40 protein-coding genes are annotated in these 23,735 nt (G+C 54.1%); all 40 read right to left on the bottom strand.

The features are described from left to right. The 40 genes from EH206_RS23055 to EH206_RS10915 all read right to left on the bottom strand — a co-directional run bounded on the left by EH206_RS23055 (position 1) and on the right by EH206_RS10915 (position 23,656). Complete coding sequence (locus EH206_RS23055; RefSeq protein ID WP_168709096.1) at positions 1-141, bottom strand: hypothetical protein; 141 nt, start codon at positions 139-141, stop codon at positions 1-3. Between the two features lie 5 nt (positions 142-146). Continuing rightward, entirely contained in the window at positions 147-533 is a 387-nt protein-coding gene (locus EH206_RS11105; protein ID WP_232216586.1) for a hypothetical protein, read from the bottom strand. Further along, positions 530-907, bottom strand: coding sequence for a hypothetical protein (locus tag EH206_RS11100; protein WP_009112858.1), 378 nt, complete (start codon positions 905-907; stop codon positions 530-532). The genes EH206_RS11105 and EH206_RS11100 overlap by 4 nt, the downstream gene beginning before the upstream one ends. Before the next feature lie 12 nt (positions 908-919). Next, positions 920-2,341, bottom strand: a complete 1,422-nt coding sequence (locus tag EH206_RS11095; RefSeq protein ID WP_009112857.1) for a phage tail sheath C-terminal domain-containing protein — start codon at positions 2,339-2,341, stop codon at positions 920-922. Further along, positions 2,328-2,543, bottom strand: a complete 216-nt coding sequence (locus EH206_RS11090; protein ID WP_009112856.1) for a DUF2635 domain-containing protein — start codon at positions 2,541-2,543, stop codon at positions 2,328-2,330. Before EH206_RS11090 ends, EH206_RS11095 begins: the two co-directional genes overlap by 14 nt. Next, positions 2,524-3,189 carry a DUF1834 family protein gene (locus EH206_RS11085; protein WP_009112855.1) on the bottom strand — a complete coding sequence of 222 codons (666 nt, stop codon included), beginning with the start codon at positions 3,187-3,189 and terminating at the stop codon, positions 2,524-2,526. The genes EH206_RS11090 and EH206_RS11085 overlap by 20 nt, the downstream gene beginning before the upstream one ends. Then, the gene (locus EH206_RS11080; RefSeq protein WP_009112854.1) at positions 3,186-3,617 is read right to left on the bottom strand and encodes a gp436 family protein; all 432 of its coding nucleotides are present in this window, start codon (positions 3,615-3,617) and stop codon (positions 3,186-3,188) included. The genes EH206_RS11085 and EH206_RS11080 overlap by 4 nt, the downstream gene beginning before the upstream one ends. Beyond that, complete coding sequence (locus EH206_RS11075; protein ID WP_009112853.1) at positions 3,617-3,988, bottom strand: HI1506-related protein; 372 nt, start codon at positions 3,986-3,988, stop codon at positions 3,617-3,619. The genes EH206_RS11080 and EH206_RS11075 overlap by 1 nt, the downstream gene beginning before the upstream one ends. After that, positions 3,988-4,896, bottom strand: coding sequence for a Mu-like prophage major head subunit gpT family protein (locus tag EH206_RS11070; RefSeq protein ID WP_009112852.1), 909 nt, complete (start codon positions 4,894-4,896; stop codon positions 3,988-3,990). Before EH206_RS11070 ends, EH206_RS11075 begins: the two co-directional genes overlap by 1 nt. A gap of 11 nt (positions 4,897-4,907) precedes the next feature. Continuing rightward, complete coding sequence (locus EH206_RS11065) at positions 4,908-5,303, bottom strand: hypothetical protein (RefSeq protein ID WP_009112851.1); 396 nt, start codon at positions 5,301-5,303, stop codon at positions 4,908-4,910. After that, a complete protein-coding gene (locus tag EH206_RS11060) occupies positions 5,296-6,438 on the bottom strand; it encodes a phage protease (RefSeq protein WP_009112850.1) in 1,143 nt (380 codons plus the stop codon). Before EH206_RS11060 ends, EH206_RS11065 begins: the two co-directional genes overlap by 8 nt. A 229-nt stretch (positions 6,439-6,667) precedes the next feature. Further along, positions 6,668-7,222, bottom strand: coding sequence for a phage virion morphogenesis protein (locus EH206_RS11055; protein ID WP_009112849.1), 555 nt, complete (start codon positions 7,220-7,222; stop codon positions 6,668-6,670). Between the two features lie 128 nt (positions 7,223-7,350). Continuing rightward, positions 7,351-8,685: a phage head morphogenesis protein gene (locus tag EH206_RS11050; protein ID WP_009112848.1), complete on the bottom strand. Its 1,335-nt coding sequence runs from the start codon at positions 8,683-8,685 to the stop codon at positions 7,351-7,353. Continuing rightward, entirely contained in the window at positions 8,672-10,243 is a 1,572-nt protein-coding gene (locus tag EH206_RS11045; protein ID WP_009112847.1) for a DUF935 domain-containing protein, read from the bottom strand. Before EH206_RS11045 ends, EH206_RS11050 begins: the two co-directional genes overlap by 14 nt. Before the next feature lies 1 nt (position 10,244). Then, positions 10,245-11,903 carry a phage terminase large subunit gene (gene terL / locus EH206_RS11040; protein ID WP_009112846.1) on the bottom strand — a complete coding sequence of 553 codons (1,659 nt, stop codon included), beginning with the start codon at positions 11,901-11,903 and terminating at the stop codon, positions 10,245-10,247. Then, a complete protein-coding gene (locus EH206_RS11035; protein WP_009112845.1) occupies positions 11,904-12,107 on the bottom strand; it encodes a hypothetical protein in 204 nt (67 codons plus the stop codon). Next, entirely contained in the window at positions 12,100-12,600 is a 501-nt protein-coding gene (locus EH206_RS11030; protein WP_009112844.1) for a DUF1804 family protein, read from the bottom strand. The genes EH206_RS11035 and EH206_RS11030 overlap by 8 nt, the downstream gene beginning before the upstream one ends. Continuing rightward, positions 12,600-12,893, bottom strand: coding sequence for a hypothetical protein (locus EH206_RS11025; protein ID WP_009112843.1), 294 nt, complete (start codon positions 12,891-12,893; stop codon positions 12,600-12,602). The genes EH206_RS11030 and EH206_RS11025 overlap by 1 nt, the downstream gene beginning before the upstream one ends. Continuing rightward, positions 12,893-13,135 (bottom strand): hypothetical protein, encoded by a 243-nt coding sequence (locus tag EH206_RS11020; RefSeq protein ID WP_009112842.1) that lies wholly within the window; start codon positions 13,133-13,135, stop codon positions 12,893-12,895. Before EH206_RS11020 ends, EH206_RS11025 begins: the two co-directional genes overlap by 1 nt. Continuing rightward, positions 13,132-13,773, bottom strand: coding sequence for a hypothetical protein (locus EH206_RS11015; RefSeq protein ID WP_009112841.1), 642 nt, complete (start codon positions 13,771-13,773; stop codon positions 13,132-13,134). Before EH206_RS11015 ends, EH206_RS11020 begins: the two co-directional genes overlap by 4 nt. Continuing rightward, positions 13,757-14,011 carry a hypothetical protein gene (locus EH206_RS11010; RefSeq protein ID WP_009112840.1) on the bottom strand — a complete coding sequence of 85 codons (255 nt, stop codon included), beginning with the start codon at positions 14,009-14,011 and terminating at the stop codon, positions 13,757-13,759. Before EH206_RS11010 ends, EH206_RS11015 begins: the two co-directional genes overlap by 17 nt. Beyond that, positions 14,008-14,643: a glycoside hydrolase family 19 protein gene (locus EH206_RS11005; protein WP_369750667.1), complete on the bottom strand. Its 636-nt coding sequence runs from the start codon at positions 14,641-14,643 to the stop codon at positions 14,008-14,010. Before EH206_RS11005 ends, EH206_RS11010 begins: the two co-directional genes overlap by 4 nt. A gap of 86 nt (positions 14,644-14,729) precedes the next feature. Further along, positions 14,730-15,206 carry a hypothetical protein gene (locus EH206_RS11000; protein WP_009112838.1) on the bottom strand — a complete coding sequence of 159 codons (477 nt, stop codon included), beginning with the start codon at positions 15,204-15,206 and terminating at the stop codon, positions 14,730-14,732. 10 nt (positions 15,207-15,216) lie between these two features. Beyond that, entirely contained in the window at positions 15,217-15,651 is a 435-nt protein-coding gene (locus tag EH206_RS10995) for a Mor transcription activator family protein (RefSeq protein WP_009112837.1), read from the bottom strand. Positions 15,652-15,653: 2 nt separating this feature from the next. Continuing rightward, positions 15,654-16,067 carry a gp16 family protein gene (locus tag EH206_RS10990; protein WP_009112836.1) on the bottom strand — a complete coding sequence of 138 codons (414 nt, stop codon included), beginning with the start codon at positions 16,065-16,067 and terminating at the stop codon, positions 15,654-15,656. Beyond that, the gene (locus EH206_RS10985) at positions 16,064-16,465 is read right to left on the bottom strand and encodes a hypothetical protein (protein WP_009112835.1); all 402 of its coding nucleotides are present in this window, start codon (positions 16,463-16,465) and stop codon (positions 16,064-16,066) included. Before EH206_RS10985 ends, EH206_RS10990 begins: the two co-directional genes overlap by 4 nt. Continuing rightward, positions 16,462-16,956, bottom strand: coding sequence for a hypothetical protein (locus EH206_RS10980; protein ID WP_009112834.1), 495 nt, complete (start codon positions 16,954-16,956; stop codon positions 16,462-16,464). Before EH206_RS10980 ends, EH206_RS10985 begins: the two co-directional genes overlap by 4 nt. A 3-nt stretch (positions 16,957-16,959) precedes the next feature. Next, positions 16,960-17,313 (bottom strand): hypothetical protein, encoded by a 354-nt coding sequence (locus EH206_RS10975; protein WP_009112833.1) that lies wholly within the window; start codon positions 17,311-17,313, stop codon positions 16,960-16,962. Beyond that, on the bottom strand, positions 17,303-17,632 hold the full coding sequence (locus EH206_RS10970; RefSeq protein ID WP_009112832.1) for a hypothetical protein: 330 nt from the start codon (positions 17,630-17,632) through the stop codon (positions 17,303-17,305). The genes EH206_RS10975 and EH206_RS10970 overlap by 11 nt, the downstream gene beginning before the upstream one ends. Further along, positions 17,632-17,997, bottom strand: a complete 366-nt coding sequence (locus EH206_RS10965) for a DUF4406 domain-containing protein (RefSeq protein WP_009112831.1) — start codon at positions 17,995-17,997, stop codon at positions 17,632-17,634. The genes EH206_RS10970 and EH206_RS10965 overlap by 1 nt, the downstream gene beginning before the upstream one ends. Further along, positions 17,994-18,209, bottom strand: coding sequence for a hypothetical protein (locus EH206_RS10960; RefSeq protein ID WP_009112830.1), 216 nt, complete (start codon positions 18,207-18,209; stop codon positions 17,994-17,996). Before EH206_RS10960 ends, EH206_RS10965 begins: the two co-directional genes overlap by 4 nt. A 1-nt stretch (position 18,210) precedes the next feature. Then, entirely contained in the window at positions 18,211-18,645 is a 435-nt protein-coding gene (locus EH206_RS10955; RefSeq protein ID WP_009112829.1) for an ANR family transcriptional regulator, read from the bottom strand. Further along, entirely contained in the window at positions 18,645-19,118 is a 474-nt protein-coding gene (locus EH206_RS10950; RefSeq protein ID WP_009112828.1) for a hypothetical protein, read from the bottom strand. The genes EH206_RS10955 and EH206_RS10950 overlap by 1 nt, the downstream gene beginning before the upstream one ends. An 82-nt stretch (positions 19,119-19,200) precedes the next feature. Further along, positions 19,201-19,389: a hypothetical protein gene (locus EH206_RS10945; protein ID WP_040343176.1), complete on the bottom strand. Its 189-nt coding sequence runs from the start codon at positions 19,387-19,389 to the stop codon at positions 19,201-19,203. 1 nt (position 19,390) lies between these two features. Next, entirely contained in the window at positions 19,391-20,029 is a 639-nt protein-coding gene (locus EH206_RS10940; protein ID WP_009112827.1) for a DUF3164 family protein, read from the bottom strand. Continuing rightward, positions 20,019-20,216, bottom strand: a complete 198-nt coding sequence (locus tag EH206_RS10935; RefSeq protein ID WP_009112826.1) for a hypothetical protein — start codon at positions 20,214-20,216, stop codon at positions 20,019-20,021. Before EH206_RS10935 ends, EH206_RS10940 begins: the two co-directional genes overlap by 11 nt. A gap of 5 nt (positions 20,217-20,221) precedes the next feature. Continuing rightward, positions 20,222-20,455, bottom strand: coding sequence for a hypothetical protein (locus EH206_RS10930; RefSeq protein WP_009112825.1), 234 nt, complete (start codon positions 20,453-20,455; stop codon positions 20,222-20,224). Between the two features lie 13 nt (positions 20,456-20,468). Further along, complete coding sequence (locus EH206_RS10925) at positions 20,469-21,362, bottom strand: ATPase (RefSeq protein ID WP_009112824.1); 894 nt, start codon at positions 21,360-21,362, stop codon at positions 20,469-20,471. 37 nt (positions 21,363-21,399) lie between these two features. Then, complete coding sequence (locus EH206_RS10920; RefSeq protein WP_136163887.1) at positions 21,400-23,439, bottom strand: Mu transposase C-terminal domain-containing protein; 2,040 nt, start codon at positions 23,437-23,439, stop codon at positions 21,400-21,402. 4 nt (positions 23,440-23,443) lie between these two features. Beyond that, positions 23,444-23,656: a helix-turn-helix domain-containing protein gene (locus tag EH206_RS10915; protein ID WP_009112822.1), complete on the bottom strand. Its 213-nt coding sequence runs from the start codon at positions 23,654-23,656 to the stop codon at positions 23,444-23,446. Positions 23,657-23,735: the final 79 nt, after the last annotated feature.

The raw sequence follows: 23,735 nt of genomic DNA, 5'->3' as shown, positions 1-23,735 counted from the left end.
TTACTTTCTCCGTTTCTTTGTCGGGCGTTTTTGGCGTAGGGACTTCACTTTACGGGAGGTTTTGGCATCCCCGGCTGTGGGCTTCTTGCCATGCAGCCGGGCCAGCGCGTTGATATAGCCGTCCAGTTCAGAACGGCTCATCGCTTCTATTTGCTGCCTTTTGATGCCGTATCGGCCGAGGGCGAGGATGATGGTGCGGTATCCGACAAGGGCGCTCTCGATTCCATCAGCTTTTTTTTAACGGCGGAGATTTGCGCATCGATGAGATCAAAGTCATCATCTGATAGCTGCTTTAACAGCAACTCGGTGGTGACTTTGTCTTTCTCTACGCCATCCAGCGTTAGCACATTGGAGAGGATGCCGACACGATAGTGCATCAACGCCGCCGCGCCTTCCGTGGTGCCTTTCTCTTCCTGAGTTTCTTCCAGCGCCGCAATGGTATCGCCGACGACCGGAAGGCGAACAGAGAAACCGAAATGACGCTGGCCGTCTACCTCAATGCCGTGTAGTAAGTTGTTCTTTTCCATCATCATTCCTCAATCCGGCGCAACGCGTTGAACGTGATATCGCGTTTCGCTTCGTTATCAACGGTGTACTGAGCGCCGACCTGGGTACTGAAACAATCCAGGAACGACACCCGCTTACCGCCGCTGCCGCTGACCGGATACTGGGTAATTTTGACGCCTTCCATGCCTTCCCAGTCCAGATCGCCGCTCAGCGGGATCACCACCGATACCGTGACCTGGTACTCGGCAATGCCGCGAGAAAAGCCTTTTGAGCGCCCGGTGCGGTTCATGGTCTTTACCAGCTTACGCCCGGTGTTGGTGTCTTCCTTCAGGTCGGTACACTCGATTTCCTGGCCGTCAACTTCCAGGACAATCGCGCCGACATATTCTTCTAATGCCATTATCAGGACTCCTTACAACAGCAGATCAATGCGGCCGGCGAACACATGCAGACCATTAACGACGTCGCAGGGGATTGCCGCATCCAGGCGGTTAACATCCTGAGAGTCGCGCTCGACAATCAGCATCGCCTTGTTGGCTTCAACTTCTTCGACAATCTCCAGCTCTTCGAGCTTATAGAGCACGTCCAATAGCTCACTGCGAACGCGGTCAGGCGTGCGCGAACTTAACTTGTCGCGCGGGAATCGCAAGGCGATGCGCTCACGGCAGGCTTTACGCACATAGTCCAGCGTGCGAATGGTGGTGATATCCAGCAGTGAAACATCGTCCACGCCCTCGGCGTTTTTGGTGTAGGTACTGATAGCCCGCACAATCTGCACCGTGTCGCCGGGGCCGATTTCAAACGGCGTCAGGCCGTTATACAGCGCATTTTCCTGTTCTGTACGGCCGAGGCGGTCTTCCAGCGCGGTCACATCCAGCGTCGTCATAGCCAACGTATTCAATGGCCGCGCCGGATCTTCTTCGCTTGCCATCACCGCGCCATATGCCGCCGCAATCTGCGCGGGCGTTTTTACCGAGCCGGGATGCCAGCCGATAGTAATGCGCCCTTTATTGATTGATGAGGCTAACGTGGTGCCGGTAGACAACGATTTACGCCAGCCCGCAATACCGACTGCGCCGCGCTGCTCCATCGGGCCGCTGACATTATCGATATGGGTACGCAATACCGTTAATGCGTCCTGGGTGGCGTACGGGCAAACAATGATGTTGTGTCCGGCCGCAAACACCGCCGCCAGCGCCGGCGCGATATCCGGGTCATTTTCGCCGCCCGCCATCGCGGTTACGGCGGCGGTAATGCCCGTGGCGGTGGTACTGGTACGCAGAACGATATCATTACCCGCTGCGCCGCCATTTTTGGCGGTCAACGTCACGACGCCAGCGGCAGCAGCAGCCGTGACCGGTAGCGCGGTTTTTTGGCCGATCGCCGTCACCAGCGCATCGGCCAGCACGTCGGCGGTATCGTCCGCCGATACGGCGACATCGATACGCGTCGAACCCACCCAGGCGCTAAGTGTTCCCGCGCCGCCTGCCGGGCCGGTGATGGTAATCTTGCCCGTGGCTTTCAGCGCCGCCTGCGCATCACGAATCCCGATGATTTGTAGCTGCAAATAGCTGTAACAACCGATCGCCTCGGCGGCCATGATGTGCGCCATCGAGCCTTGCCCGAACAACGTCGCCGCCTCATCATCGGAGAAAATATTAACGGCCTGCAACGGTTCGGCAGTGCCGGAATCCAGCATCTGGGCGATGATCAATACTTTTTGCTGGTTGGTCGGCAAGGTACGCACCGCCAGGCGGGTATTGAACTCAAAATATTTCCCAGGCTTGCGGATACTGCTGGGAATATTGTCAAAGCTGACGTTAGGACTTGCCACTGGTCACCCCCTCGTTAGTCTCGCCCTTTGCTGCTGCCGCTGGTTTGGCGGTGACGTCGATAAGGTCGCCATCCGCGAGTCGGCGCAGGTAATACGCCGAACGTTCAACCGTTACGCCGTTGGCGCTGTCGATATAGCGGCGGGGATTATCTTCGCGCGGCACCGTTACCCCCGCTGCCGCTTTAACCGTTATTTTGCTCATGGTTAATCATGTCCTCTGCATCCGGCAATGTAGCCGTCTGTGGAATGTCATAGCTGATATGGGTACGCAGCCAGTCCGGATCGTCCTCACTGACCGCGCCGTGGTAGCCGTTGAAGATGCTGTCCGGGTGGAACGGCGACGGGCCTTCCAGCGGGTATTTGCCGTTTTCCAGCGCCGATTCCATCCACACCGTATCGAACTCACACGCAAAGACCGACAGCGCCTGGCTCTCCAGTTTGGTGTTGAACAGCGGGCGCACCCGGCCGGGCATCAACGCCGCTATCTTCACTCCCGACTCGGTCAAGTCCTGCCCGGCCAGCAACCGGCGCACCGCTTCGACCATGCGATAAGTGCCGACCTCGTCAAGCCGTGCGCCGCCGTGGCGCGAGGCCTCTTCACTGCGTACGCTGCGCTCGCCGACAATCACCACAAAACGCCCGGCTGTTTTGTACTTCCGTTTGCCGATATTGGCGTTTTGCGTGTTCTGGACGCCGCCGAACGTCACCCACACGGCAGGCATGGCGCGGGCAACCTCGGCAGGTTCGCCGTCCAATTCGCCGCCATACGAGCACACGTTAGGCGTCATGCGTCCCAGCCCTTTTTTGAGGCGATCAACGATAGCCTGCTCAATATCCCTGATAATCAAAATGCGCCTCCACGCGTAGAATCCCGGTCAAATGCGCGACCAGCAGACTGGAAACGCGCCCCTGAGCTGGACTGTTGTACAACTTGACCGTCGGCGGTGCGGCCCAATGTGATGCGCCCATCTGCGACACGCTCCAGATAGCGGATCGCATCTTCATAACGAGCGCGGATTTCATCGGTCATCTGCGTACCCGCGCCGCACAAAAGATAGCGGGCGATATCACAGCAGCGGCCGACAAGAATGCGCGGCGTATCCGGCCAGGGCACCGGATAGCGCCCAGCCAGATAGCTGTCGATCTCCGCACTGGCGCGGTCTAACGCGCCATTCAGCACCGCGTCGTCAATATCGCCGGTAAAGTCACGGTCGGTGAGTGAAACACACTCGCGCTCACCGAATGCCAGCACCATATCGTCACGGGCCGCGTACATTATTTTTTCGCCTTATCGGTATCGGTCGCCGCTAACTGCGCGGATAAAGCATCGCGTTCGGCCGTCACGGCAGTAAGGTTTTCCTGCACGGTAGCCAATTCAGCTTTAAGCTCATCGTTATCCGCTACGGCCTGTTTCGACGCGGTTTCCAGTTCAACAATGCGAGCCTGAGCGGCGGCTAAATCCTGTACCGCATCTTTGCCGGAGGCTTGCTTATCGCTGACGCGAACCACGACCAGCATCGGTTCAGATTCCAGCGTCGCCAGTTGCTCAGCGGTGAAATGGTCATCAGGGTAAGTTTGGGTTTTCTCGCTATGGGCGATGCCACAGCGGCGGAAACCGTCACGCTTCGCAGTAATTTGCACCGGCATTATGCGTCCTCCCCGGTAGAGCCATACGCCATCTGCCAGAACGCGTAGCCGCCGTTGGCGCGGGCTTCTGCGCCAAAGTGGAATTTCTTACGCATAAAGACGTTATCGTTGTTGTAGTCCGTCTGTTCGACAAACTCCGGTTTTTTACGCTCCTGGTAAATCAGCGGCTTAACCGGTTTGGATGTATCAAACAGGAACCATTCGGTATCCGTTTTCAGCTCCGGCGCGACCAGTACCTCCGCCGTACCTTTGTACGGGTTCGGCGTGTTATCCGGGAAGCGGTCGGCGGTCATCAGATAGTTGGCGTCATCTTCCAGCGCAGGCGGCACAACCAGCAGATTAGGCATAATCTTGAGGGATGCGCCTTCCTCGTCTTTCAGGCTGCGCAAGGTCTTACGCGCTTCGCCATAGCTGGCTTTCGCGGCTGCCAGGCTGGCGACAGAGAGCTTTTTCGTGCCTTTATTCGATACAGACTGGCCCCGAACGGGGTGATCGGTATCAAAGAACGGCTGGCCGTCATAACACAGGTTTTTAAAACCATCGCTGACCAGGGCAAAGACAATATCAGCGGGCAGCTCCGCCGCAGACTGGCCCGCCGCCTGCGCCTGAATGGCAAGCCCCATAATCTGATCGTCTTCCATATCATTACGGTCGACTTCGATTGTGGCTTCCCAGTCCTTATTACGGATGGTGTAGTTAAACGCGGCCAGCGCTTTTACGACTTTATCGCCCACCCATTCGCGCATCTTCGGAAAGCGCGACAGCCAGGAATAATCGTTTTCTTTGCCGGTCGACGGCACGACCATCGCTACCTTTTTCCAGTCTGACGGCGTTTGCGTAAACGCTTTTTGAAAGGTTGTTTTCAGATTAACGAAAACAGCCTTGACGTTTTTTACATTCACTAACACGGTATTTCTCCTTAAATCAGAACCCAGACGCCATCGGCGCTGATAGCCTGGACTTTCCCGGCAATCGGGCGCGCATTTTCATTACTGGTTTTCGCCACGGTCTGGCTGTCCACGACAAAACAGTCCTGGCCGACCTGGGCTTGCGTCACCGCATCCCCGCCGTAGTTAGCGAACAGCCAGGCTCGGCCACGGCGAACGATGGCATCGGCATCGCCATTTTCGCCGGTACTGTTGTCCACCCAGCCATCGCTGACGCCGAGCGTGACCTGGGCGGCGGTGGCGGTGGCAGGAACGGCGAAACCGCCCGCGTTGGCGGCAATCAGATGCCCGCCGAAAATTTCCGTTGCCTGCGCAATCGGCACGGCAAACAGTTGCCCGGCGCGGTGGGGCGTATTGCGATCACTCATTGCCTTCTCCTGTTACAAACTTGGTGACTTCGGCGGGATCGACGCCCATCAGATTACAGATGGCGACATCAACCACAGCATCGTCGTCGGTTTCGGTGGTCGGTTTGGGTTTAGTACCAGCGGGCGGCTGGCCCCCGGTCTGCGTCGTGGTCAATGCGGCAATTTTCGGCGCAGAATTGAGGAAAGATTTCAGGCTGTCCGGGGACGATATTGCCAACTGCTCCGCCCACGTTTTTTGCGCCGGAAGTAAACGGCCGTCAGACAACGCGGCAGTGATAAGCCCGGTGCATTCCTGCTGAGCTAATGCCGCCAGATTGTTGTTGGCCGTCGCCAGCGCTTCCTGAACGGATTGCTGCATCACCGCGACAGAAACCCACTTGGCTGGGTCGGGGTTGGCGGCTTGCGCAGTGAGAGCGGCGACGTTAGCGGCATCCTGGGTCAACTTTTCAATCAAATTAAACGGCGTGGCGGATAACGTCTGGAATGACGCGGCCGCTGTGCCTGTCGCGCTGGTAGTCAGTTGATCAATCAACTTATTCAGCTCGGCGATAATGTCTTCAGCTGTTGCCGTAACCGGCAAATTCAGCATCCAACGCAGACGTTCAAGTAGTTCGTCCATAGTGTCCTCTTGGGGTGATGATGCGACGGCCAGCAGAGAGGCAGCGGCAAGCATGACCTCGTCCATACCGTCAACGGCGGGGGTATTCGTCAGCGCGGCGTGCAAGAGCTGCACGACACGGCCCGACTTGTCGTATGAAAAAACCGGGGAAATAAAGCGATAAGAACCATCGGCAATCATCTGCGCGGCGCTGTCTGTCCAGGTGACATCTGTTGCGAACAGACCTTCACCCTCACGCCACTCCAGCGTTTTAAACCATCCGGCTGCGGGCGCGGGCAGGCCGTTTTTAGCCGCCCGCAAGGTTTGGTGTTCATAGTCGATGACGTAAGGGGTTTGCTGCGCGTTTGCCGCCGCGATCAATGTCTGCGCCACTTCGGCGGTCATAATCCAGGCATCGCATTCCTCGGGACGGCCATCACGCGCCCGGAACTCGCCAGCCGGAAACAACTGGATGACGCCGAGGGAGGCTTTATTGATTTCTGCCGACAGGGCGGCGACAAGCAATTTCTTTTTCATGCCGCCAGATTACGGTGCGCGGCAAAAGGTAATCAGTGGAAGGGGTTCAGTGGGAAAGAAAAAGGCGGTTTACTTATCTTGCCACCCTAATCGGGTCACTGGCAACGCATACAACCATTTTTAAAACCCGTTTAAAAACGATTTTAAGCGTTTTAAGGGGATGCGATGCGGCAATGACACCGGTTGACACATTACGACGGCGTACAGGCGCGTTTAGCAAATACGGGGACTAACCATCAATGACGCGTTGCAGATAGGTCTGCACCGTGTTTTCCATTCCATCCACATCCGACTCGGTGAGATGCAGAAACGGACGGGCGGGAATAGTGATTTTATACTCGCCCATCGTATTCCACTGTGCAAAATTCGACTGCGATTTTTTCACGAACCGATTACCGACGCTGCCATCCTTGTGCTGTTTGTAGTAGGCCCGCTGGCTGCGGGCGGGGATATTGATGGTGCCGCCTTCCTGGTGAATTCGGGCGTAGACAACATTCGTCCCGACAGTTGCGCTGTCGTTATCGCTGTATTCGTTGATGCTACTCGCCAGACGCCCGGACTTTTGCAGGATTTTCCCGCCCCGACGTTTCGCCCAATACGCATTGCTTTTCCATCCGGCCCACTCTGGCCGCCCCTGTTGGGCAAAGTTTTCCTCGACGGCGTCATGCATGGCCGCAGCCATTTCGCGCATTAACGGCTGACGGTTTTCCAGCTTCTTGATCAAGTCGCCCAGGCCGCGCTCAAAGTCGGTAACGTCATATTTTATTTCGTAGCTATCGCTCATAAATCACTCGGTGTATACTTAAATGGCGGTGAGGGATGGGGGGCTGTTTCCAATAGGTAACGGTTGCTACTACGCCACGAGCGTTTGAGTATGATCCGGTTCGAGTCCGGCGCTTCTCATCCCGCCGCTTAATCAAGACTGCCCCACAGCACTTCATTAATCCCCTTGTTTCTCAGCGACTCGTCATTCGCCAGGATTTTCCCCGTTCTTATCAGATTGGTTTTTATTCTCTCTTTTTTCCCACCTTCCGGCGGTCGGGCTTTTAGCTCCCGATCAATAAAAACGACCAGCTTGCCGGATGTATCCGGTAAATCTAAAACGTAGGTCAACGCCGCATCGGCTTTCTGTGTGTTGTAGAGGATGGCTTTAGGGTTGAGGATGAACTCAGGCAGGTGTTGCCACAGCGATTCAGGAAGCTGTGCGTCTTTGCTGTCACGAATGGCGTGCAGCAAATTATCATCGGTCAATGTGATAACGGATGACTCCACCGCGACGCCTTTCTCTGCCAGACGATCAACAACCTGCGGGGGCAATGCCCCGACGTGGCGCAACTGACCGCGCGCCTGCTTATTCAGCAGCGTGTTATTAACGAATGCATTAACGTCCGTTGAAACCGCATTTAACAGAGTTTTATCGCTCATCGTCTGCTGCACGGCCAACGACGCGAGTTTCGGCTCTGCCACCGCAGAACGGTCAAGTAGCCGCTGGCCGAGAGCCGATAAATAGCCCTGGCCGGGGTTGTGGCCGAAACCAGCGTCGGGGGTATACAGTTCGCCGTTCCACTTGATCGCTTTCACAATGCGGGAGTCATTCGGCCCCCATGCCTGTTCGACCTCGACAATCTCGCTGTGCTGTACGGTAATTTTCAGACGGTCAACATCCGCCTGGGTACGGGCGCGGATACGACAGCGGCAACCGTAGCCATCGGGCGGATACATAAATTGCCATACGGGATCGTCATAGCGGGCCGTATAGCCATTCAATGCGGCATGACTGGGGCGGATATGGATATCCATTACGCCGATTCGCGTCCAGTATGGCCGGAACTCCGCGTTAGCGAGCTGCTCTTCGTAACGACCGGCGCTGTATGCCGCCTGCATATTGGTCTCAAAAATGGTTTTCAGACGGCGTGGGGTTAGTTTTTTCCCCTCCAGCACGCCATCCTCATCCGCTTTCAGCCCCTTGCCGAACCAGCCTTTTTGCACCATAACGGGGGTTAACCGACGCCGGAACTGTTCCAGCGTTTCGCCGTTCTTCAGCGCCGCATCCAATCCACCCCGGATATCCTCTAACACGTCTTGCTTGAGAATACCGGCGACGGTAAACGCAGTAGAGTGAGCGCGTGCCTCGACATCATGCCAGTTGAAACCGATGGTGTAGCCCTTCGACTCAAAATACTTGATCGCTTCTTCGGGTTTCAGACCGATGGCATAGCCGAGGTTGACATCGTTAGGCGTCGGCATTCAATCGCCCCCAGACATCAGCGACGAATAGAGACTGGCTTAATAGCTGCTGGAGCTGTGAATCATCCAGCGCCGGATAACTTGCGGCGATAATGTCCAGCGCATCGTCCGGCGTCTGGCCCTGTTGTAATGCCGTTACCAGGGGCGCGACCAATGCCTGCATCGCATCGTTGATGGCCTCCGGCGTTGAGCGGGCGTTATCCAGCGCCACCTGGGCTGGATCGCTGATTTCGTCCTGGGCGTTAGTGCTCAGGGCGGCAAAAGAACGGTAGGGAGAAAGCGACAGACCGGCGATCGGCGTTTTTGCCGCACCTTCCAGCACAGGCTCATCGTTCTGGGGAACCGGGATACCGACTTTCTTGTGTATCCAGGATACCGGGATAGTCTTCATCCCAGCCTGAACTAGAGTCGACACGCCCGTCGAGAACGTGCCGATATCTTCAATTTCGCGCGTATCAAACGAAAAACGCGGAAGACGGCGGCGGCTGACGCTGTAACCGTTAATCGACAACAACATGTGGATCTGATTACGAAAGAACCCCTCGATTTGCCGGGCGTCCGCGACCAGAATGTCATGCCGCACTTCATTATGAACGTTACCCAGCGCATTGGTTGACGTTTTACCGTCCGCCTGGCTGGTTAACGTACCGCCGAGGATTACTTTAGACTCGGTTCGCTCACACCATTCAATCATTGCCATAAATGGGTCTGATTGACCATCCGCCGCTGCTTCAAAGGTGATATCGCTACCTTGCGGGATAATGCCCGCCGCATTATGGCCGAGTGCTACCAGCGCATGCAGCAGCGCGTCTTTCTGTTCATCCGACGAGCCTTCCAGATATTTACCGATACGCGCCGGCAGGCCGTAGATTTCCAGGAATTCGGCAAAATCTCGCACGCCGTAGTTTTTGAATAGATACGGCCAGACCAGCACGCGATATAAACCCGACTGGGCGATATAGCCCGATTTTGCGTTATGCGCATGCACCATCCAGCCGAACGGCCATAACTCGGCGCCGTTCATCGTGCCATCTGACAGCCGCACCGTATCGTCAATGTCCGGGTTAGTGCAAAACCAGCGATGCGGGCGCAACGTTATTTTTGTCGGCAGCCAGACATTTTCTTCCAGTTCCCAACCTTCAATCTCCTGCGCGGCAAAACCGTGGCCGATAGCCTCGGCGGCGTTGAGAATAATATCTTCAAAATTGGGAATATCGTCCATCCATTCGGCCACCATCGCCGCGATGTTCTTCTCCGCTGCCGTCGCATTGCGCGGCGGTTCGATACTCCAGTCCAGCCCCAACAGCGCGTTTTTACGCTTTGCCATTTCGGAAAAGATATGGCCGTCTTTCTCCGCCATATCTTCGAATAAATCCGCCTGCGCGGAAAAGTCGCCGCGCTCGGCCGCTTCGAGGATACGCGGCAACTGACGGATAGTCAGGCCGAGCGAGGGATGTTCAGGATAGTTACGGACAATTTGCGCGACTCGCGCCGTCTGCGGGGACTTCAACACCTCGCGGTTAAGCGGGCGACCATACTGATCAACAATCTGAGCCATATTACCAGCCTCCAGAGCTAAAACGACTGCCCCGGTCATCAGAACTACGGCGGGGAACGGGAGTAAAAGAAAAAGAAGCAACGCCGGACACGGCCAGCGCCCATAACATATGCAGCGCATCCGGGCCGTCGTCATGATCGGCCATCGGGAAATGACGTAACTGATCAATCAGTGTCGTCTGGCTAGGATGCAGCCGTATCAGGCCGTTTGCCATATGCGGCTGTAGCGACTCGATACGCAGTAATTTATCGCTATGCGGCTGCACCGCTCGCGCCGGAACCGGGACACCCGCCTGGGCGCTGCGCTTCACCAGTTCGGTGCGCAGGAACTCCTGAAACTGGATGGTTTCAATTGACCAGACAAGACAGCGATAAATGCGCTGTAACTCAATCACATCAGAAATGATTTTGTCCGGTAGACGCTTACGGATAGCCGCTTCGACTACATCCAAAATACCGGTATGACGGTTAAAGCCGCCGACGAGTAACGCCGAGGGGTCGCGGCTGGAACCGGCCTTGCCCAGGCTGGGGTCGCATGCGCCAAAGAAGATCCACTCGTTGAGTCGGTTCACCCAAAACTGGATGCAATTGGCAAAGGGCGCATCTTCGCCGCTTACCGGGTCATTCTGGTATTCGGAATCAAAGGTACTGTGACCGTCACGCGCCCGGATCAACATCAGCGTCAATATCGGGCGCGCAGACCAGGACACCGCCGCGCCCTCGTCCATTTCGGCTTTATGATTCTGGTAGAACCCGGTCGCCATCCATTCGCCATCGCTGCCGTTGTTGCGGAGAATTTCTTCCCACTCGTCCCACAGCGACATATTGACCGGCCACTGGATCACGGCTTTAAAGCGGGCGGCTTTCCACAGGGGATTTTTCAGCGTGCGGGACAGAACGGAATCGTAATGCAGGATAGTCCCGATATAGACGACATCGAACTTTGCCCCGGCACCGCCCAGCGGTAGCACCGTTTTTTTCAGCCAGTTATCGACTTTGTCGCGCTGCTCCGGGCTGCGTACTTGCTCGTCATTCTCAATATCATCCAGCACCACTAAATCAGGGCGGTACGGGCCATGACGCAAGCCACGCAGTTTTTTACCGCTACCGGCAACCTGCACCTTGATATCGTTCTTAGTGACGATAGTCCCGGCTTGCCAGACGCGGCCACCGCCCGCTACTTCGGGAAAATCCATTTCAATCCGGGGATTAAACGCCAGTTCCGCTTTAATGGCTTCCAGCATCGGGTAAGCCTGATCAATGGAGTCCATTACGATGACCGGGTAATGTTTAATACCCCGGATAATGCACCACAACACAAACAACTGACTGACCAGCGTTGACTTGGCCTCACCACGCGGCGCGGCTATCGCGTCATTCTCACTTTTAGGACTGGCGACAATTTCAGGCAAGCGGACGAAAAGATGCTTATGCAGTTCGCTTTTGTCGGCATGGCGCACGTAATGTGGAAAATATTGCCCGACAAAATACTCATAGCCCGTCACCGGGTTATTCACCTGGGCGCGGCGCTCAGCAACAGCAGCCGGGGACGGGTCAAAGCCAACGCATTCCGCCTCAATGGTGCGGCGTAGCGTTGCCGCCAGCTCTTCCAGCTCTTTGGCAAAGTCTTTAGCAGTGAGTTTGTTCGATTTACGCGCCATTTAATCCCCGCTTAACGCCGCGTTAATCTCATTGATAATGCGCGTCTCGGCTTGATAGCAGGCTTCGCCGTAGCCCGGTAACAGATGGTGTTTTACGCCATCGGCCCAGACGAAAACATCGCCGTAGCATCCCCGTTCTATACGGGTAATCTGACTTGCCATTACGGCGTTTTCATTGTTAATGCGAATTAATTTGTCAGCCATAACGTTTCTCTATCACCTCGCCAAATGATTCCAGGATGTTCACGAACGCTGCCAGTTGCTTCGGGTGATGCTCGCTAATGAAGGTTGAAAACAACTGGAGGACGTCCAACGCAACGGATAGCTCGCTGGTTTCCGGCAGGATCTTCTTACTGGCCGACGTCGCTTTGTTAAATGCATCCGCCAGGCTTGCCAACAGTTCGACACGCTCCCTTGCCGGGATATCCGCCGCCCCGTTAAGCATTTCCAGCGTGGTCTGATATTGCGTTACCAGCCCTGTAAGCACAGCGCGGCCGATATCTTCCAGACCGCCGCCTGCGATAACGTGGGCGGCACGCAGTTTGTCCCAGTCATCGCCTGCGTCCTGCGCGTCTTTCTTCCATCGCCGGGCAGTGGCGAATGCCACGCCAGACTGCGCGGAGGCAATTTCAAGCGACATCTGACCGAATATGTAAGAGCGGCGCAGCTTGTCGCGGGTTTCCTGCGGATGCGCCATTACAGCCCCAAACGTGCTTTGATTAACAAAATGGTGGTGGTGACAAGACCACCGGTAATGCCGCCCGCCACGCTGCCTGCTATCGCTCCCTGGCGCACGGCGGCGGCTTCGATGCTGTCCATGCGGCGCTCGATACGGTCTAACTGACCGGATATTTCCGTTAATCCATCAGCGGGGGCGATAGGAACTTGCAATTCATCCAGACGCTTCTTGATGCCATTCAGCGCGGCGTTATCAATCCCGGAAACAACATGGTTAACGCGACGATCGCGTCGTTTCTGCCTTGCCTTCATTATTTATCTACCTTCCTGTCGAGTTTGGTATCGATACGCTCAATGGTTTTTTTCAGGTCGCGCAAGGCGTCCATTAATGAATCCTGATCGCGCCGGGCATCTTCGCGGCGTTGATAATCGTTTTTGATGCGTTCCACTGCGTTTTCCAAATCAGTGATGTCCTTTTGCATCGAACGAATAAACAGACTGCCGAGTGTGGAGATCAACGTCAGCGCTACACCCAGCACCCATTCCATGCTCATTCAACGGCCTCCTTGTCATAGAACTGATTCAGCTTTTCCAGCTTCCCTTTTAGGGTGAGACACCATTCGCCGTAGTCGGCAGCGTGGGTGATGATCCCGGCAGGAGAAAGTCCGCCGCTGGCGCGGATGGCATCGGCGGGATATACAGCAGCTCTGCGGGGGGCTTCTCCGGTGCCGGGCAAGCTGTCGGCGGGATAACCGAGACTGATTTTGTAGAGCCGCAGGCTGTCAGGGCCAATGCCGGTAAAAGCAGTACCATCGTTCGTAACAGCATAAGGAATCATCCTTTTTAGTTCTTTCTTGGTTTGTTCCAGCTCGGTTTGAGCATCCAGCAAATCGGCGGCCAACTTGTCGGCGCGGGCGCGTTGTGCGGCTTCTTGTTCCCGCGCCTTTTTCAGAGCCGCGACTTGCTGCTCGGCTGCGATGCGCTTTTCCTGCTCATAGTCAAAGAGCTGCGCGGCCTGCCGTTTGTTATCCGTTTGCAGGGTGGTGATGGTTTTTTGCAACTCGGATTGATGGGCCTGCTGGCCCGCGCTATGGCCGAATTTATAGCCAATTAAGGCGACGGCCAGAAGCATCACAATCTGCGGCCAATAGGCCCGCAGCAGGGAGAACAGAGATTTAAGGAGCGCTATCATCGGTCTGCTCCTTTTGCTGCTGCGTCAGCGAATCACGCTTGATTGAGTTATATTTTGATGCCTGGGACTGGGTAACCCAGGCGGCGATATAACCGACGAATAGCCATTCGGTCAGTTGCCCCGTCCAGGCATACCAAAGAAGAACAACCGTAGTCGCGACGAACGCGGCGACGACCAGCGTATCGGACGTGGACAGACGGCCAGATGCGGGGTTGGTAATCAGATCGCGCAGGCTCATGCCGACACCCCCAGCGCAGAACAGGCGATTTTGTAGATTGCCAGGCGCTCATCCAGCCCGTTCGTACCGCCATTGATTCGCCGCGTCATGCCCACGATATCGCCGATATCAGCAAATTCGTTGCAACAATTTCTGGCCCAGAACCAACCGGCAGAGAGCGCGGCATACTGCTCTGTCTCCAGTAATTCCGGCTTGAGAACAAAATCGATACCCAGCGCCCGACTACAGTTCACGTAGTTTTCAAGGCCGGTGATCTGTATCAGTCCACGGCCACGAAATGTCCAGCCGTCGCTGGATGCCTTATTGCCCATGCGTGAGCCATAAACCAGATTGGCGATTGCCCGCTGGCGCTCCAGCGGTAGATACTTTTCACCCGAATGCCGCCCCAGAGCTTCACGTTGGGCAGCGCTGAGTCTCTTGCCAAACACCGACAGACCGCCGACTGAGTAGTTGAACGACTCAATGACGCGGGTAAAGCCAACGGACTCATGGGCGGTCTGGGCAATAAATGCGGCAATCCGTTTCGGCGTGTTGATGGCGAACATCTGCAACGCCGCATCAATGTGGGGATGCCAACGCTCAGCCAGATCAGGCCGAATGCGGGCCGCAAATTGTAATTGAACAGGGGTTATCAGTGACATGACACCATCTCAAAGTAAAAGATGGTGCCAGTATTCGATTATGAGGGATTTTGAGTCAGTGGAAGGGGCTCAGTGGGTTATGGAACATCAATGATTTGCAGTTCTTCTACCATTTTGGGTGGCGGTGTTTTTATCTGCTTTGAGCATTCGTTAGCCGATTTATTGTATTGTCTTAACGCCTCATCTAAATGTTTATCATTTTTCGATGTTATAGCGTGAAGCTTTGCAAGCCAGTAGCTATAAGCCATCCCAGTTACAGTTCTACATGATGAAAAGGGGGTGATTGTAGGACTCTTCCCATAAAGCTCATCTGCTCGATCCTTTATTTGTAGCAGATGCTGGCTTACAGCAACAACTTCAGGAGTTAGGCCATTCATATGCTTATACAATCCCAGCACAGGATCAGTAATTTTCATCACCTCGTTCAATTCGGACATTAGCACACGAGTTTGAGGCCTTTGCTCTGAATAAAGATTAATCATATCTGTATTCTCAACCATACCAGCCCCAGCATAGGAACTCATGACCAGAAAAATCAAAGCAGCATATCTCATTACAATTCCTTTAAAAAAGTGATTGCTGTGTATGTGTAACTGAACTTTTGCTCTCCCGCACCAACTCCCAGGCGAAACGGTCGGAAAAGCCGTATTTAGGGCAGAGCTGCGTCATAACCATCAGTGATGATGTACCACCGTCCCGCAGTTCGGCAAACTCAGTAAGAAAGCGCTGGTTACGCAGTTCACGCAAAGCGCGATCACAGCGTGGAAGATAAAGCACTTCGCCGCCGAAATCCTTAACAAGCAGAGCCGCATTATCATCACCGACCGTCTCACGCAGCAGTTCTGCGCGATGAGCGCCCAGCGCCCGTAGCCCTTTCCCGATAGGGAAGGTTGTGCCGCCGAATTTCTCCAGTAACCGAGCGGTTGCCGGAAAGCCGATCAAGTCGGCAATCTGTAGTACCACATCGGGCAGCAGCCCGGCAACGCGCTCCAGTTCCATAATTATTCCTCGGCTTTTTTGCGACGTTTGGCGTCGATAATTAACGCCTGCATTAATTTAGTTAACTGCTGTATATCCAGCCAGTCAACGTATCGTACACCAAACATGTGCTGTGCCATAGTCTCCGCATACGACCACGGACGCCCCGCAGAGGCAAGCAACGCCTCTATTTTGCCGAGTACCGATTTCTTACTGGCGGGAACGCTGGGTTTACGGCCATACTTTTTAGCCTTCCGTGGATAACCCTGCTGGTGCATATACTCCTTCACTTGCTCCAGTTCGGTGATGGTGCAAAGGGTCGATGAGGCTTTACCCGTCAACCGGGCCAGAACGCTGCGATAAGTCTCATCGTCCCAGCCTAAATGCGCCTGGCCCGCTTTTATCGCGCCAATCATACGGCGTTGCTGAATATTCATGGCTGCGGCTCCTGAATTTCATCATCTATCTGCGCGTGACCGGTCACGCCTGTTAAGTTCAACGACCGGGCATCACGCGTAAACCAACATGCAGCCTCGCCATTAAACACGCCATCGCATCCCTTCGGTAACGCCGTTCCGCAGCGCTGGCAGGTTCCCAGCGTAGCCTCCTGGCGGGCCAGCCGTTCGCTATCGCAAAGTATCAGGAGGGAAACATAATCCGCTTTGCTATACGGTTCACGGCCAGGATTGCGGCGCTTGCAGTTCTCGTCGAGCTTCTGCCACTCAAAATCTGACAATTGAAGCTCTAACCGATGCTGCCCAAACTGTGAAGACTGGCGGGCGCGTTGGCGGCGCTTACGCGCCGCTGCCTGCTGTTTCTGGTTAAGATTGGTCACTGTTCTTCCTCCTGTTCACGCAGCCAGACCAGCCCCTCAGCCTTCTTGAACTGCCGAATAAGACTTGTGGATGAGGAAAAGAATGGTAGCCAAGCGCTAATTGAATCATATAGCCTGGGGAAATATTCTCTGGCTCTGCGCTTTCCCAATTCCTTTTCAATTTTTGCCGCTCGTTTCGCGGGATAAAGTCGCTTCTTCTTTTCGAACCAGAACAAGCGGGTGGCAGGGTTGTAATCCTTGTGCTTTTCATCCCCCCATGCACCGCGCCATTTCCCATCAAAATAGACAACTAAAACGGTGCGGCTCTCGCCGTCTCGCTCACGCGTGACAGTAATTACCGTATCCTGGTATTTGAACTGAACGCGAGGGAAGTAGCTTTGCAATTCTTCGGCAATCTTCGCCCATTGTTCTTTGGTGATGGCGCTCCCGCTATTGCCTGCCGTTAACTGGCGGCGCGTACGCGCCGCTGTCTGTTGGGTTATGTCGGTCATGCGTCATTCTCCCTCACCCCGGATACCGTTATCCAAGCGCACACCATTCACGCAATATGGACATGGTTTGGTTTCATCTGAATTTTCAGCATCGATAAAAACAGTTCCGCGATAGCATTTTAAGCAACTGAACGACGCTCCGAGCCTAGTAAGACGTATACGAGCACAATTCATACCGATATCCACGCGTTCCAATATCCCTTTTTCGATGAGTCCTTCAGCTAGCGCCCCTATTTTTACTGGCATTAACGGATCATCATCCCACATCGCCGATTTACGCCAATGTTGAATGTTAATTTCCCAGCGATAGACAACGGCGGGATGAATAAACTTGGCCTCTCGTTTACTAATTCGCATTGTCTTCCACCTCAACAGGGATGCCGGCATCGCGAATTGCAGCAATAACGGCGTTCTGATACGTAACCTCCATGAAGTCACAACCGAACCTGAACTTATCATCAAGACAAGATGGCAACTTCACAGCCCGCGACCGATATGCCGCTAACGTCTTCTCAAGGTCTGCAACCTTGATGCACTGATTACTCAGTTGTCTAAACAAGTCACAAGCCAGATCGTCCCACGGCGCTACGTCAGTGCTACCGTTGATATATGCGATTCGCAACTCCAAAAGGCGTACCAGTAATGTGTTGTCAGTAGCTAAATTGATATTTTCCATTAGTATTCAACCTCTTCACGCAATTCACCTTTCTGCTGCCGAAAGCGTGCGACAGCCGCCGTAAACACCTCGGTACTCTGGTACATAAACAGCAGCCCGCGCTGTTTGGCGCGATCAAACTCCAGCGTTGCGCCGGTACTTTTTTCCCATCCTTCCAGCAGATAAATCGCGTCGGCCTGTTCCAGCATCGCTAACGACATCGCCATATAATGCTTATGCTCCAGACCATCCGGCAGAATCGCGGGGTTAAGAACGATAAAGCCTTGTTTCTCCAGCTCCTTCGCTTCGAAATTGAACTCGTCGCGGTTGTAGTCTTCGCGCCCGGTCATCGGGCCGGAGATAAATACGGTTGGTTTTCTGCTCATGACACTCTCCACAGTTTCTTATGGCGCTCAACGGCCTGTTTCATTGCCTGCTGGGCAGACGCTTTATAGATGCGATTGCCGCGCGCATCGTAGAACTCAAATCGGGATTTACCCGGCAGGGCCGGGCGTTCTTTTACCTGCGAACCATCGTTCAGTCGGTAGATGCGTTTCGCGCCGTTTTCCAGGTATTCACAACTGCTTACCATCGCCATATCACACCCCGCGCATTGAGTTGGAACAGACCTGGGCGCGAACTTCGCACCAGTTCCGGTTTTCATGAGTCCGGGCCATTGATGAGGCAGACAGCCAGACGCGATGCGCCTGGATAAACTGTTTCCGGCGCTCAAGCTCGGCGGCGTAACGGGTGATGCTGGGAAAGTCCGCCCTGGACGGGGCGGGGGTAATGGCGTGCTGACAGAGTTTTTCCTTTTTAAGGAACTGAGGTTCAATAGAACCGGCAAGCCCATAGACACGGTGTTTATTCATCGTGCCGCGAACAACAGTACCGCGCCGAATATCCCGCCCCAGCAATGCGCCAATCAGCGCGATACGGACGCCGGTCAAAGCGTTAAGCTCCGCAGAGGTACACGGCCCGTTCCGTAACGCTTCGCGCAGCAAGGCGACTTTAGCGATGTTTTGCATAGCCATTAGTTAGCCTCCCCAAAGCAGATTTTAATACCGTCACGTTTCGCGGCTTTCCGAGGTTCGCACCATGCCAGCCATGCCGTTAGGGCATCTATCGCCGCGTCGCCGTCCGGCGCTTCCGGCACTCCAGGCACCAGCAATTTCCCGGCGCTTTCGCCTTTTCCATGCCTGGCGACCACATCAAGAAAACCTTTCAGTGCATACTTAGGGCCGGTTGCGATCATGATCGCGCCTGAACCGTCCTGCTCCGGCGACGGCGGATAATCACCAATTTCGATAAGACCGCTGGCCCAGCACCAGGCAAACTGGGGTGTAAGGTCATAAAAATTCTTACAACCACAGCAGGGGCAAACTTGAGTGAATACCGATATTCCCTTATATGCAGGATCGCGTTTTGATATCCGCTCAGACTCAAAATGCGTATTACGGCAACGAGTGCATTTAACCTGAATACCTTCTTTTATTACGGTCGACATTTTTCAGTTCTCCAAATTTAGGCGTAAGCGCGCCCCTGGCGGGTTTACGCCATTTTTAAAGATGTTTTAAATTCGGTTTAAATCAGCTTACTGGTTTCAACGTATTAATCTTGACGAAATAAGGCTCAAGATTAATTTCCACGATAGCGCCGCAATTAAAATCGCGGGCGACATCGACAGTTTTAACCATGCGACTGCCGCGTATGGGAGGGGCGCGATGAAAAAACGCATTCCCAACTTTATGCTTTTTATTAAACTCGACTGCGTTCACATCACACCCCCGCAATATCAAGAGAAATAGCACGATACTGGTCAGAATCACCGATACGTTCATAGACGCGAATATACGAACGACTGCCGACAACCTGCACCGCCTCGCCAATCGCATCCATCGCTCGCCGCCACCGTTCGTCGGCAATTTCCAGGCGACGCAACGCCAGCACCGCGCCCGTGTTGACTTCGCCCGACTTTTCAGACTGAAACGCGCGATTGATAATGGCGTGAACCTCTGGCCGCGCACCTTCAACCCAGTCCGCCAGGCACTCATCAATCAATGCCTTAGCCGCTTGCAAGCGCTCATCAAAATCAATGCGGTCTTGCATGGCACGCTGGATCTTGTAACGGCCATCGTAGCTATACAGCGTGACGTTGCCTTTTTTACCGCCGAGATTAACGCCGTATTCATCCCCGGACAGGGCCACGAACGCCGCGATATCGGCAAAGCCAGACAACTTAAACTCGGCCAGCGCCTTATTAACGGCCAGCGCACGACCAATTAAATCCGCGACCAGCTCATCACGCGCAATATCAATCGGCTTAATCAGATGTTCCGGCGTTAATACGCCTTTCGCGTCAACCCAATACCCCTCAGGGGCTTTTGCTTCGGTAAACTGTTTGTTTTTAGTGGACATTCACTTTCCCCTTACGTGATTTTTTGACTGCATCATTCACTTTCACCGATACATGACCGGCCAGACCTGCTGCCGTTTTTATTGCGACGCGCTGCGCTAACTCGCTGTCGCCGTTTTCCCCTTCAAAACGGCAATCAACACTCAGACCGCGAGAATGATCGCGCACATAGATAACGATTTTCGCCATCCGTTCTACCTCCAGATAATGTGAGCGCCACGCCATATCGTCATTTTGACGATACGCTGCACGCCGTTACGGGTTTCCGTTATTTCAACCGCCCCCTGTTCCCAGGCTTTAAAAGGGCGATCGACTTCAATGACCGGGCGGCGGAAATTAACATGTAATTCCACGACTTTAATACCGGCCTGCAATAAACGATTAATGGGCTTCATTAATACGGGGTTATTAATGGGTAATTGGCACATAATAAATACCTCGTTAATTAATCAGCATTTCAGCGAATTGACGGACGGTAGCAATATTGACCGGTCTGTCATTAATGTGGCTGGTGCGAACCACACCGCGCAGCAATTTAAATAAACGGCGGGCATTACCTTTACTCTCTTTGTAAAGCACTGCGCCCATATCCGGTGTAAAGGCATCGGGAATAAGGCTTTCCGCAATAGTGTCGGTATCATCCTGTGGCAATGCATTACCAATATTTAGCGCAAAACCGACGCGGCTATATAGCTGTACGAATTCCCCGCGCTTACCTTTTAGATTCAGAATCAAGCGAGGCATACCCGCCAGAACAATGCCGATCCCGCTTTTGTCGTGGATGCGGCGCAGCACTTCCAACGCCCGGTGCGGCAATAGTTCGCCCTCGTCAATCATCAGCAGATAACCGGAGTCGCGCAGCTTATTGACGCAAAGCTCAAACAGTTCATGCATATTGCCGCGAGTGGACAGGTTGAGCCGGGAACAAATTTCCTCCAGCAATACGCGGGCGGTGTAGCTGGGGTCGGCTTCGATAAGGATCGCCGTCGAATTCGCCGCCGCATAGGCTTTCAGCGCCATTGTTTTACCCAGCCCGGCCTCGCCGTAAATCACATTGATTTCAGCATCTACGTGGGCCAGACGGATGATTTCCAGCGCCTTGCGTGAGGTAGAAGTTGAAACAAAACGCGCCTCAATGCGTTTTAATTTGTCTTTCTCACGAATACGCTCAATAAAATCGGCAACAATTTGGTTGACGCCGTCAACATCACCGGCATACTTACCTTGCAGGTATTGGTTAACGACAGCGGTACTTTTACCGATGGCGCGGGAAACCTGAGATTGTGTTAATCCCTTGCGCTCCATAACTTCTATTAATTGCTCTTTAATCGTCATTTATATTCTCCAGTCTCTAAAGGCAGTCTGATTGCAGTCAGACTGCTTTATTTTTCCGGCGTAAATACTCTTCACGCTCGGATTCAAATAAAAACATCGGTTCCCGGTCATCATTAATCTGGTTAATTTCATCCCCCAGCAATGCCCCGAAATCTGGCGTATGCTCGATGGTGCGTACCGGATTAAGCTCGGCGTCGATTTCCTCTGCCTTTTTATTAACAAGCGACATACGGCGGGCGTGACGGTCTTTCTTGACCTTCTCGATATAGTCAACGGGGAAGGCGGCGCGAGTGTTACCGTTCACTATCGCAGTACAAACAAAGGAGCCGTCGAGGCGACGAACGGTAACGCTACCGGCATCGTGAATATCAAACGCCACCAGTACCTCTTCGCCATCTACCTGAATTAAGTCCTCGGCAAAATACTGATTATTAAAGACGGACAACCAGCCGCGCTGGGCGACGCGCTTAACCTGCGGCCGGAACATTTCGCGCAATTCAGCCTCGGATAAGCGGTCAATATCCGCATCCGCCAGCAATTCAGAGCGATACTCGGCGGCGGTATAGTGCTTGCCATCATCCCGGCGCGGCAGTTCGCTATGCCGATGTTGGGTGTTATAGGCGTTGATCTCGTCTTCGATGGCGTCTATCAACTGATTCCAGGTTGGCAACTTAGCGATAGCGGCTTTCTGAACCGGATTCAGGTCTTTATTCTGGTTAATCGCGTTGGCGGCGGAATCAATGGCACGGCTGGTAATACGCACCGTCTCTTTATCCGCTGATTTACCGTTATAAGTGGCAAACTTACGCGCGATGCGGGCCGGTATCTCACGGTTTAAACGTTCGATAATGCCGCGCGCCTGCGGGTTGCCGGGAATACCGGTCGGGTGTTCAATGCCAAGACGCGGCAGAATACCGGTCAGGTCGGCGTCCAACAGCTTGGCCGTTTCACCAGCCCCGTTATCGGAGTAGTACAGCAGCGGCACGCCGTGGCGTTCGATGCCGTGGCGAATCGCATCGGCGACGGCGATCACGTTCTCCGCCAGTCCCAGGCTCCAGCCCACCACATAACGGGTACGGCCATCGATAACCAGGGTAATTTCCGGCGTAAATGGGCGCCCATGATCGGGATGCTGAACCTTCATTTTCATGCTGTGACCATCGCCGATCCACACGCCGTTAACCGGCATCTGTGACCAGTCACGCTTAACGTAAGTTTGCAACGCCGTCATGGCCGAACCGGTAACGCGTCCGCGCTGGCGGACAATCTTCGGCATTTTGTCCAGGGCGCGATAAACCGCATAAATAGACGGCACCGCATCGCGCATTGCGGGCTGATCGGCATAGCGATGCTGCCAGTCGCCGTAAAAATCCTTGTAGGCTTCGGCAACGGAAGGGCCGTTCGGATTGCGATAGTGCGACATAAACATTGGCACCCATGCGATTTGCTCCGGCTTTTTAACCTTCTTATGCCCCGGCGATAGCAGCGCCAGGCGCTCCGCGCTGTCTTTTGCCCGCAGGTAATCAACAACCCACTGATTAAGAGAGCGAACGCTGACCCCGACGCGTTGCCCTTTGCGCGCATTAGCAAGGGAAACATACTTTTGCAGGTGTTCGGGAAGATCTCCGGAGCGTGACCGGTCACAGATAAAGTTAATCGCCTTAATGCGTGACAGGCCGGTATCTTCCAGGCGCAGGACTTCGACGACCAGCACCATCCGGGCATCGGCGATATCGCGCTGTTTCTGCGTCAGTTCGGCCGTTTTTTGCTCCAGTACGGCAGGGCATTGGCGCACGATCTCCAATAACTGGCTGGAGGATGCGGTGGTCTTTGCCTTAGCCGGGGATTTGGTTGGTTGCTGCTGTAGCAACTGCTCGTAGTAGCGCTGCCGGATAGCGTTTTGCACACCAGATGGCAGACAATCAAACTGGAATTCATAGGCAACGCCTTTAACTCCACTTTTTTGCCTAAAGACCCAATTTTCCTTTTTGGCTTTTCTAAGTACAGAACTGATAGCTGATGGGAGCCCTGGAAGTCCTGCTATATCCTTTGCGGTTACCCAATTACCAATCGACATCATTTCAGTATCTCCCTGGCCAAATTTCCTGAGGAGTCATTCCAATAGCATCAGCGATAATTTTTTCAGCCTTGGGGTAAGGCTTATCTAATGCGTTTTTCAATGTGTAAGGAGACAGATTGTGCTCACGCCCCAAACCTGAAAGGGATAAGTTCTTTTTACGGAGTGCGGCTACTATGTCCGCCCTATGCATGTTTACTCTTTTTTCACCACTCATTTCATGCCATCCTTAAAAGTTAACCGACTAGCTAGCGCCGCAAGTAGCCATCTAGTTACTGTAAACAATACTTTCATTG

This window comes from Brenneria nigrifluens DSM 30175 = ATCC 13028, assembly GCF_005484965.1.
In the GTDB taxonomy this organism is placed as follows: domain Bacteria; phylum Pseudomonadota; class Gammaproteobacteria; order Enterobacterales; family Enterobacteriaceae; genus Brenneria; species Brenneria nigrifluens.
Note: the sequence above shows the minus strand (reverse complement) of the source record. Positions and strands in the feature narration are given on the sequence as shown.

What these genes read in the sequence shown, in the direction of transcription:
- EH206_RS11100 (WP_009112858.1), bottom strand. Translation starts at nt 907, where the DNA reads ATGGCATTAGAAGAATATGTCGGCGCGATTGTCCTGGAAGTTGACGGC.
- EH206_RS23055 (WP_168709096.1), bottom strand. Translation starts at nt 141, where the DNA reads ATGAGCCGTTCTGAACTGGACGGCTATATCAACGCGCTGGCCCGGCTG.
- EH206_RS10980 (WP_009112834.1), bottom strand. Translation starts at nt 16,956, where the DNA reads ATGACCGACATAACCCAACAGACAGCGGCGCGTACGCGCCGCCAGTTA.
- EH206_RS11065 (WP_009112851.1), bottom strand. Translation starts at nt 5,303, where the DNA reads ATGAGTGATCGCAATACGCCCCACCGCGCCGGGCAACTGTTTGCCGTG.
- EH206_RS11075 (WP_009112853.1), bottom strand. Translation starts at nt 3,988, where the DNA reads ATGCCGGTGCAAATTACTGCGAAGCGTGACGGTTTCCGCCGCTGTGGC.
- EH206_RS10955 (WP_009112829.1), bottom strand. Translation starts at nt 18,645, where the DNA reads ATGGCTATGCAAAACATCGCTAAAGTCGCCTTGCTGCGCGAAGCGTTA.
- EH206_RS11105 (WP_232216586.1), bottom strand. Translation starts at nt 533, where the DNA reads ATGATGATGGAAAAGAACAACTTACTACACGGCATTGAGGTAGACGGC.
- EH206_RS11015 (WP_009112841.1), bottom strand. Translation starts at nt 13,773, where the DNA reads ATGATAGCGCTCCTTAAATCTCTGTTCTCCCTGCTGCGGGCCTATTGG.
- EH206_RS11050 (WP_009112848.1), bottom strand. Translation starts at nt 8,685, where the DNA reads ATGCCGACGCCTAACGATGTCAACCTCGGCTATGCCATCGGTCTGAAA.
- EH206_RS10920 (WP_136163887.1), bottom strand. Translation starts at nt 23,439, where the DNA reads ATGTCGATTGGTAATTGGGTAACCGCAAAGGATATAGCAGGACTTCCA.
- EH206_RS11010 (WP_009112840.1), bottom strand. Translation starts at nt 14,011, where the DNA reads ATGAGCCTGCGCGATCTGATTACCAACCCCGCATCTGGCCGTCTGTCC.
- EH206_RS10970 (WP_009112832.1), bottom strand. Translation starts at nt 17,632, where the DNA reads ATGGAAAATATCAATTTAGCTACTGACAACACATTACTGGTACGCCTT.
- EH206_RS10925 (WP_009112824.1), bottom strand. Translation starts at nt 21,362, where the DNA reads ATGACGATTAAAGAGCAATTAATAGAAGTTATGGAGCGCAAGGGATTA.
- EH206_RS11035 (WP_009112845.1), bottom strand. Translation starts at nt 12,107, where the DNA reads ATGGCTGACAAATTAATTCGCATTAACAATGAAAACGCCGTAATGGCA.
- EH206_RS10930 (WP_009112825.1), bottom strand. Translation starts at nt 20,455, where the DNA reads ATGTGCCAATTACCCATTAATAACCCCGTATTAATGAAGCCCATTAAT.
- EH206_RS11020 (WP_009112842.1), bottom strand. Translation starts at nt 13,135, where the DNA reads ATGAGCATGGAATGGGTGCTGGGTGTAGCGCTGACGTTGATCTCCACA.
- EH206_RS11080 (WP_009112854.1), bottom strand. Translation starts at nt 3,617, where the DNA reads ATGTACGCGGCCCGTGACGATATGGTGCTGGCATTCGGTGAGCGCGAG.
- EH206_RS10915 (WP_009112822.1), bottom strand. Translation starts at nt 23,656, where the DNA reads ATGAGTGGTGAAAAAAGAGTAAACATGCATAGGGCGGACATAGTAGCC.
- EH206_RS11060 (WP_009112850.1), bottom strand. Translation starts at nt 6,438, where the DNA reads ATGAAAAAGAAATTGCTTGTCGCCGCCCTGTCGGCAGAAATCAATAAA.
- EH206_RS10995 (WP_009112837.1), bottom strand. Translation starts at nt 15,651, where the DNA reads ATGGAACTGGAGCGCGTTGCCGGGCTGCTGCCCGATGTGGTACTACAG.
- EH206_RS11000 (WP_009112838.1), bottom strand. Translation starts at nt 15,206, where the DNA reads ATGAGATATGCTGCTTTGATTTTTCTGGTCATGAGTTCCTATGCTGGG.
- EH206_RS11045 (WP_009112847.1), bottom strand. Translation starts at nt 10,243, where the DNA reads ATGGCTCAGATTGTTGATCAGTATGGTCGCCCGCTTAACCGCGAGGTG.
- EH206_RS10940 (WP_009112827.1), bottom strand. Translation starts at nt 20,029, where the DNA reads ATGTCCACTAAAAACAAACAGTTTACCGAAGCAAAAGCCCCTGAGGGG.
- EH206_RS10965 (WP_009112831.1), bottom strand. Translation starts at nt 17,997, where the DNA reads ATGAGCAGAAAACCAACCGTATTTATCTCCGGCCCGATGACCGGGCGC.
- EH206_RS11025 (WP_009112843.1), bottom strand. Translation starts at nt 12,893, where the DNA reads ATGAAGGCAAGGCAGAAACGACGCGATCGTCGCGTTAACCATGTTGTT.
- EH206_RS10960 (WP_009112830.1), bottom strand. Translation starts at nt 18,209, where the DNA reads ATGGCGATGGTAAGCAGTTGTGAATACCTGGAAAACGGCGCGAAACGC.
- EH206_RS10975 (WP_009112833.1), bottom strand. Translation starts at nt 17,313, where the DNA reads ATGCGAATTAGTAAACGAGAGGCCAAGTTTATTCATCCCGCCGTTGTC.
- EH206_RS11055 (WP_009112849.1), bottom strand. Translation starts at nt 7,222, where the DNA reads ATGAGCGATAGCTACGAAATAAAATATGACGTTACCGACTTTGAGCGC.
- EH206_RS10935 (WP_009112826.1), bottom strand. Translation starts at nt 20,216, where the DNA reads ATGGCGAAAATCGTTATCTATGTGCGCGATCATTCTCGCGGTCTGAGT.
- EH206_RS10990 (WP_009112836.1), bottom strand. Translation starts at nt 16,067, where the DNA reads ATGAATATTCAGCAACGCCGTATGATTGGCGCGATAAAAGCGGGCCAG.
- EH206_RS11030 (WP_009112844.1), bottom strand. Translation starts at nt 12,600, where the DNA reads ATGGCGCATCCGCAGGAAACCCGCGACAAGCTGCGCCGCTCTTACATA.
- EH206_RS10950 (WP_009112828.1), bottom strand. Translation starts at nt 19,118, where the DNA reads ATGTCGACCGTAATAAAAGAAGGTATTCAGGTTAAATGCACTCGTTGC.
- EH206_RS11090 (WP_009112856.1), bottom strand. Translation starts at nt 2,543, where the DNA reads ATGAGCAAAATAACGGTTAAAGCGGCAGCGGGGGTAACGGTGCCGCGC.
- terL (WP_009112846.1), bottom strand. Translation starts at nt 11,903, where the DNA reads ATGGCGCGTAAATCGAACAAACTCACTGCTAAAGACTTTGCCAAAGAG.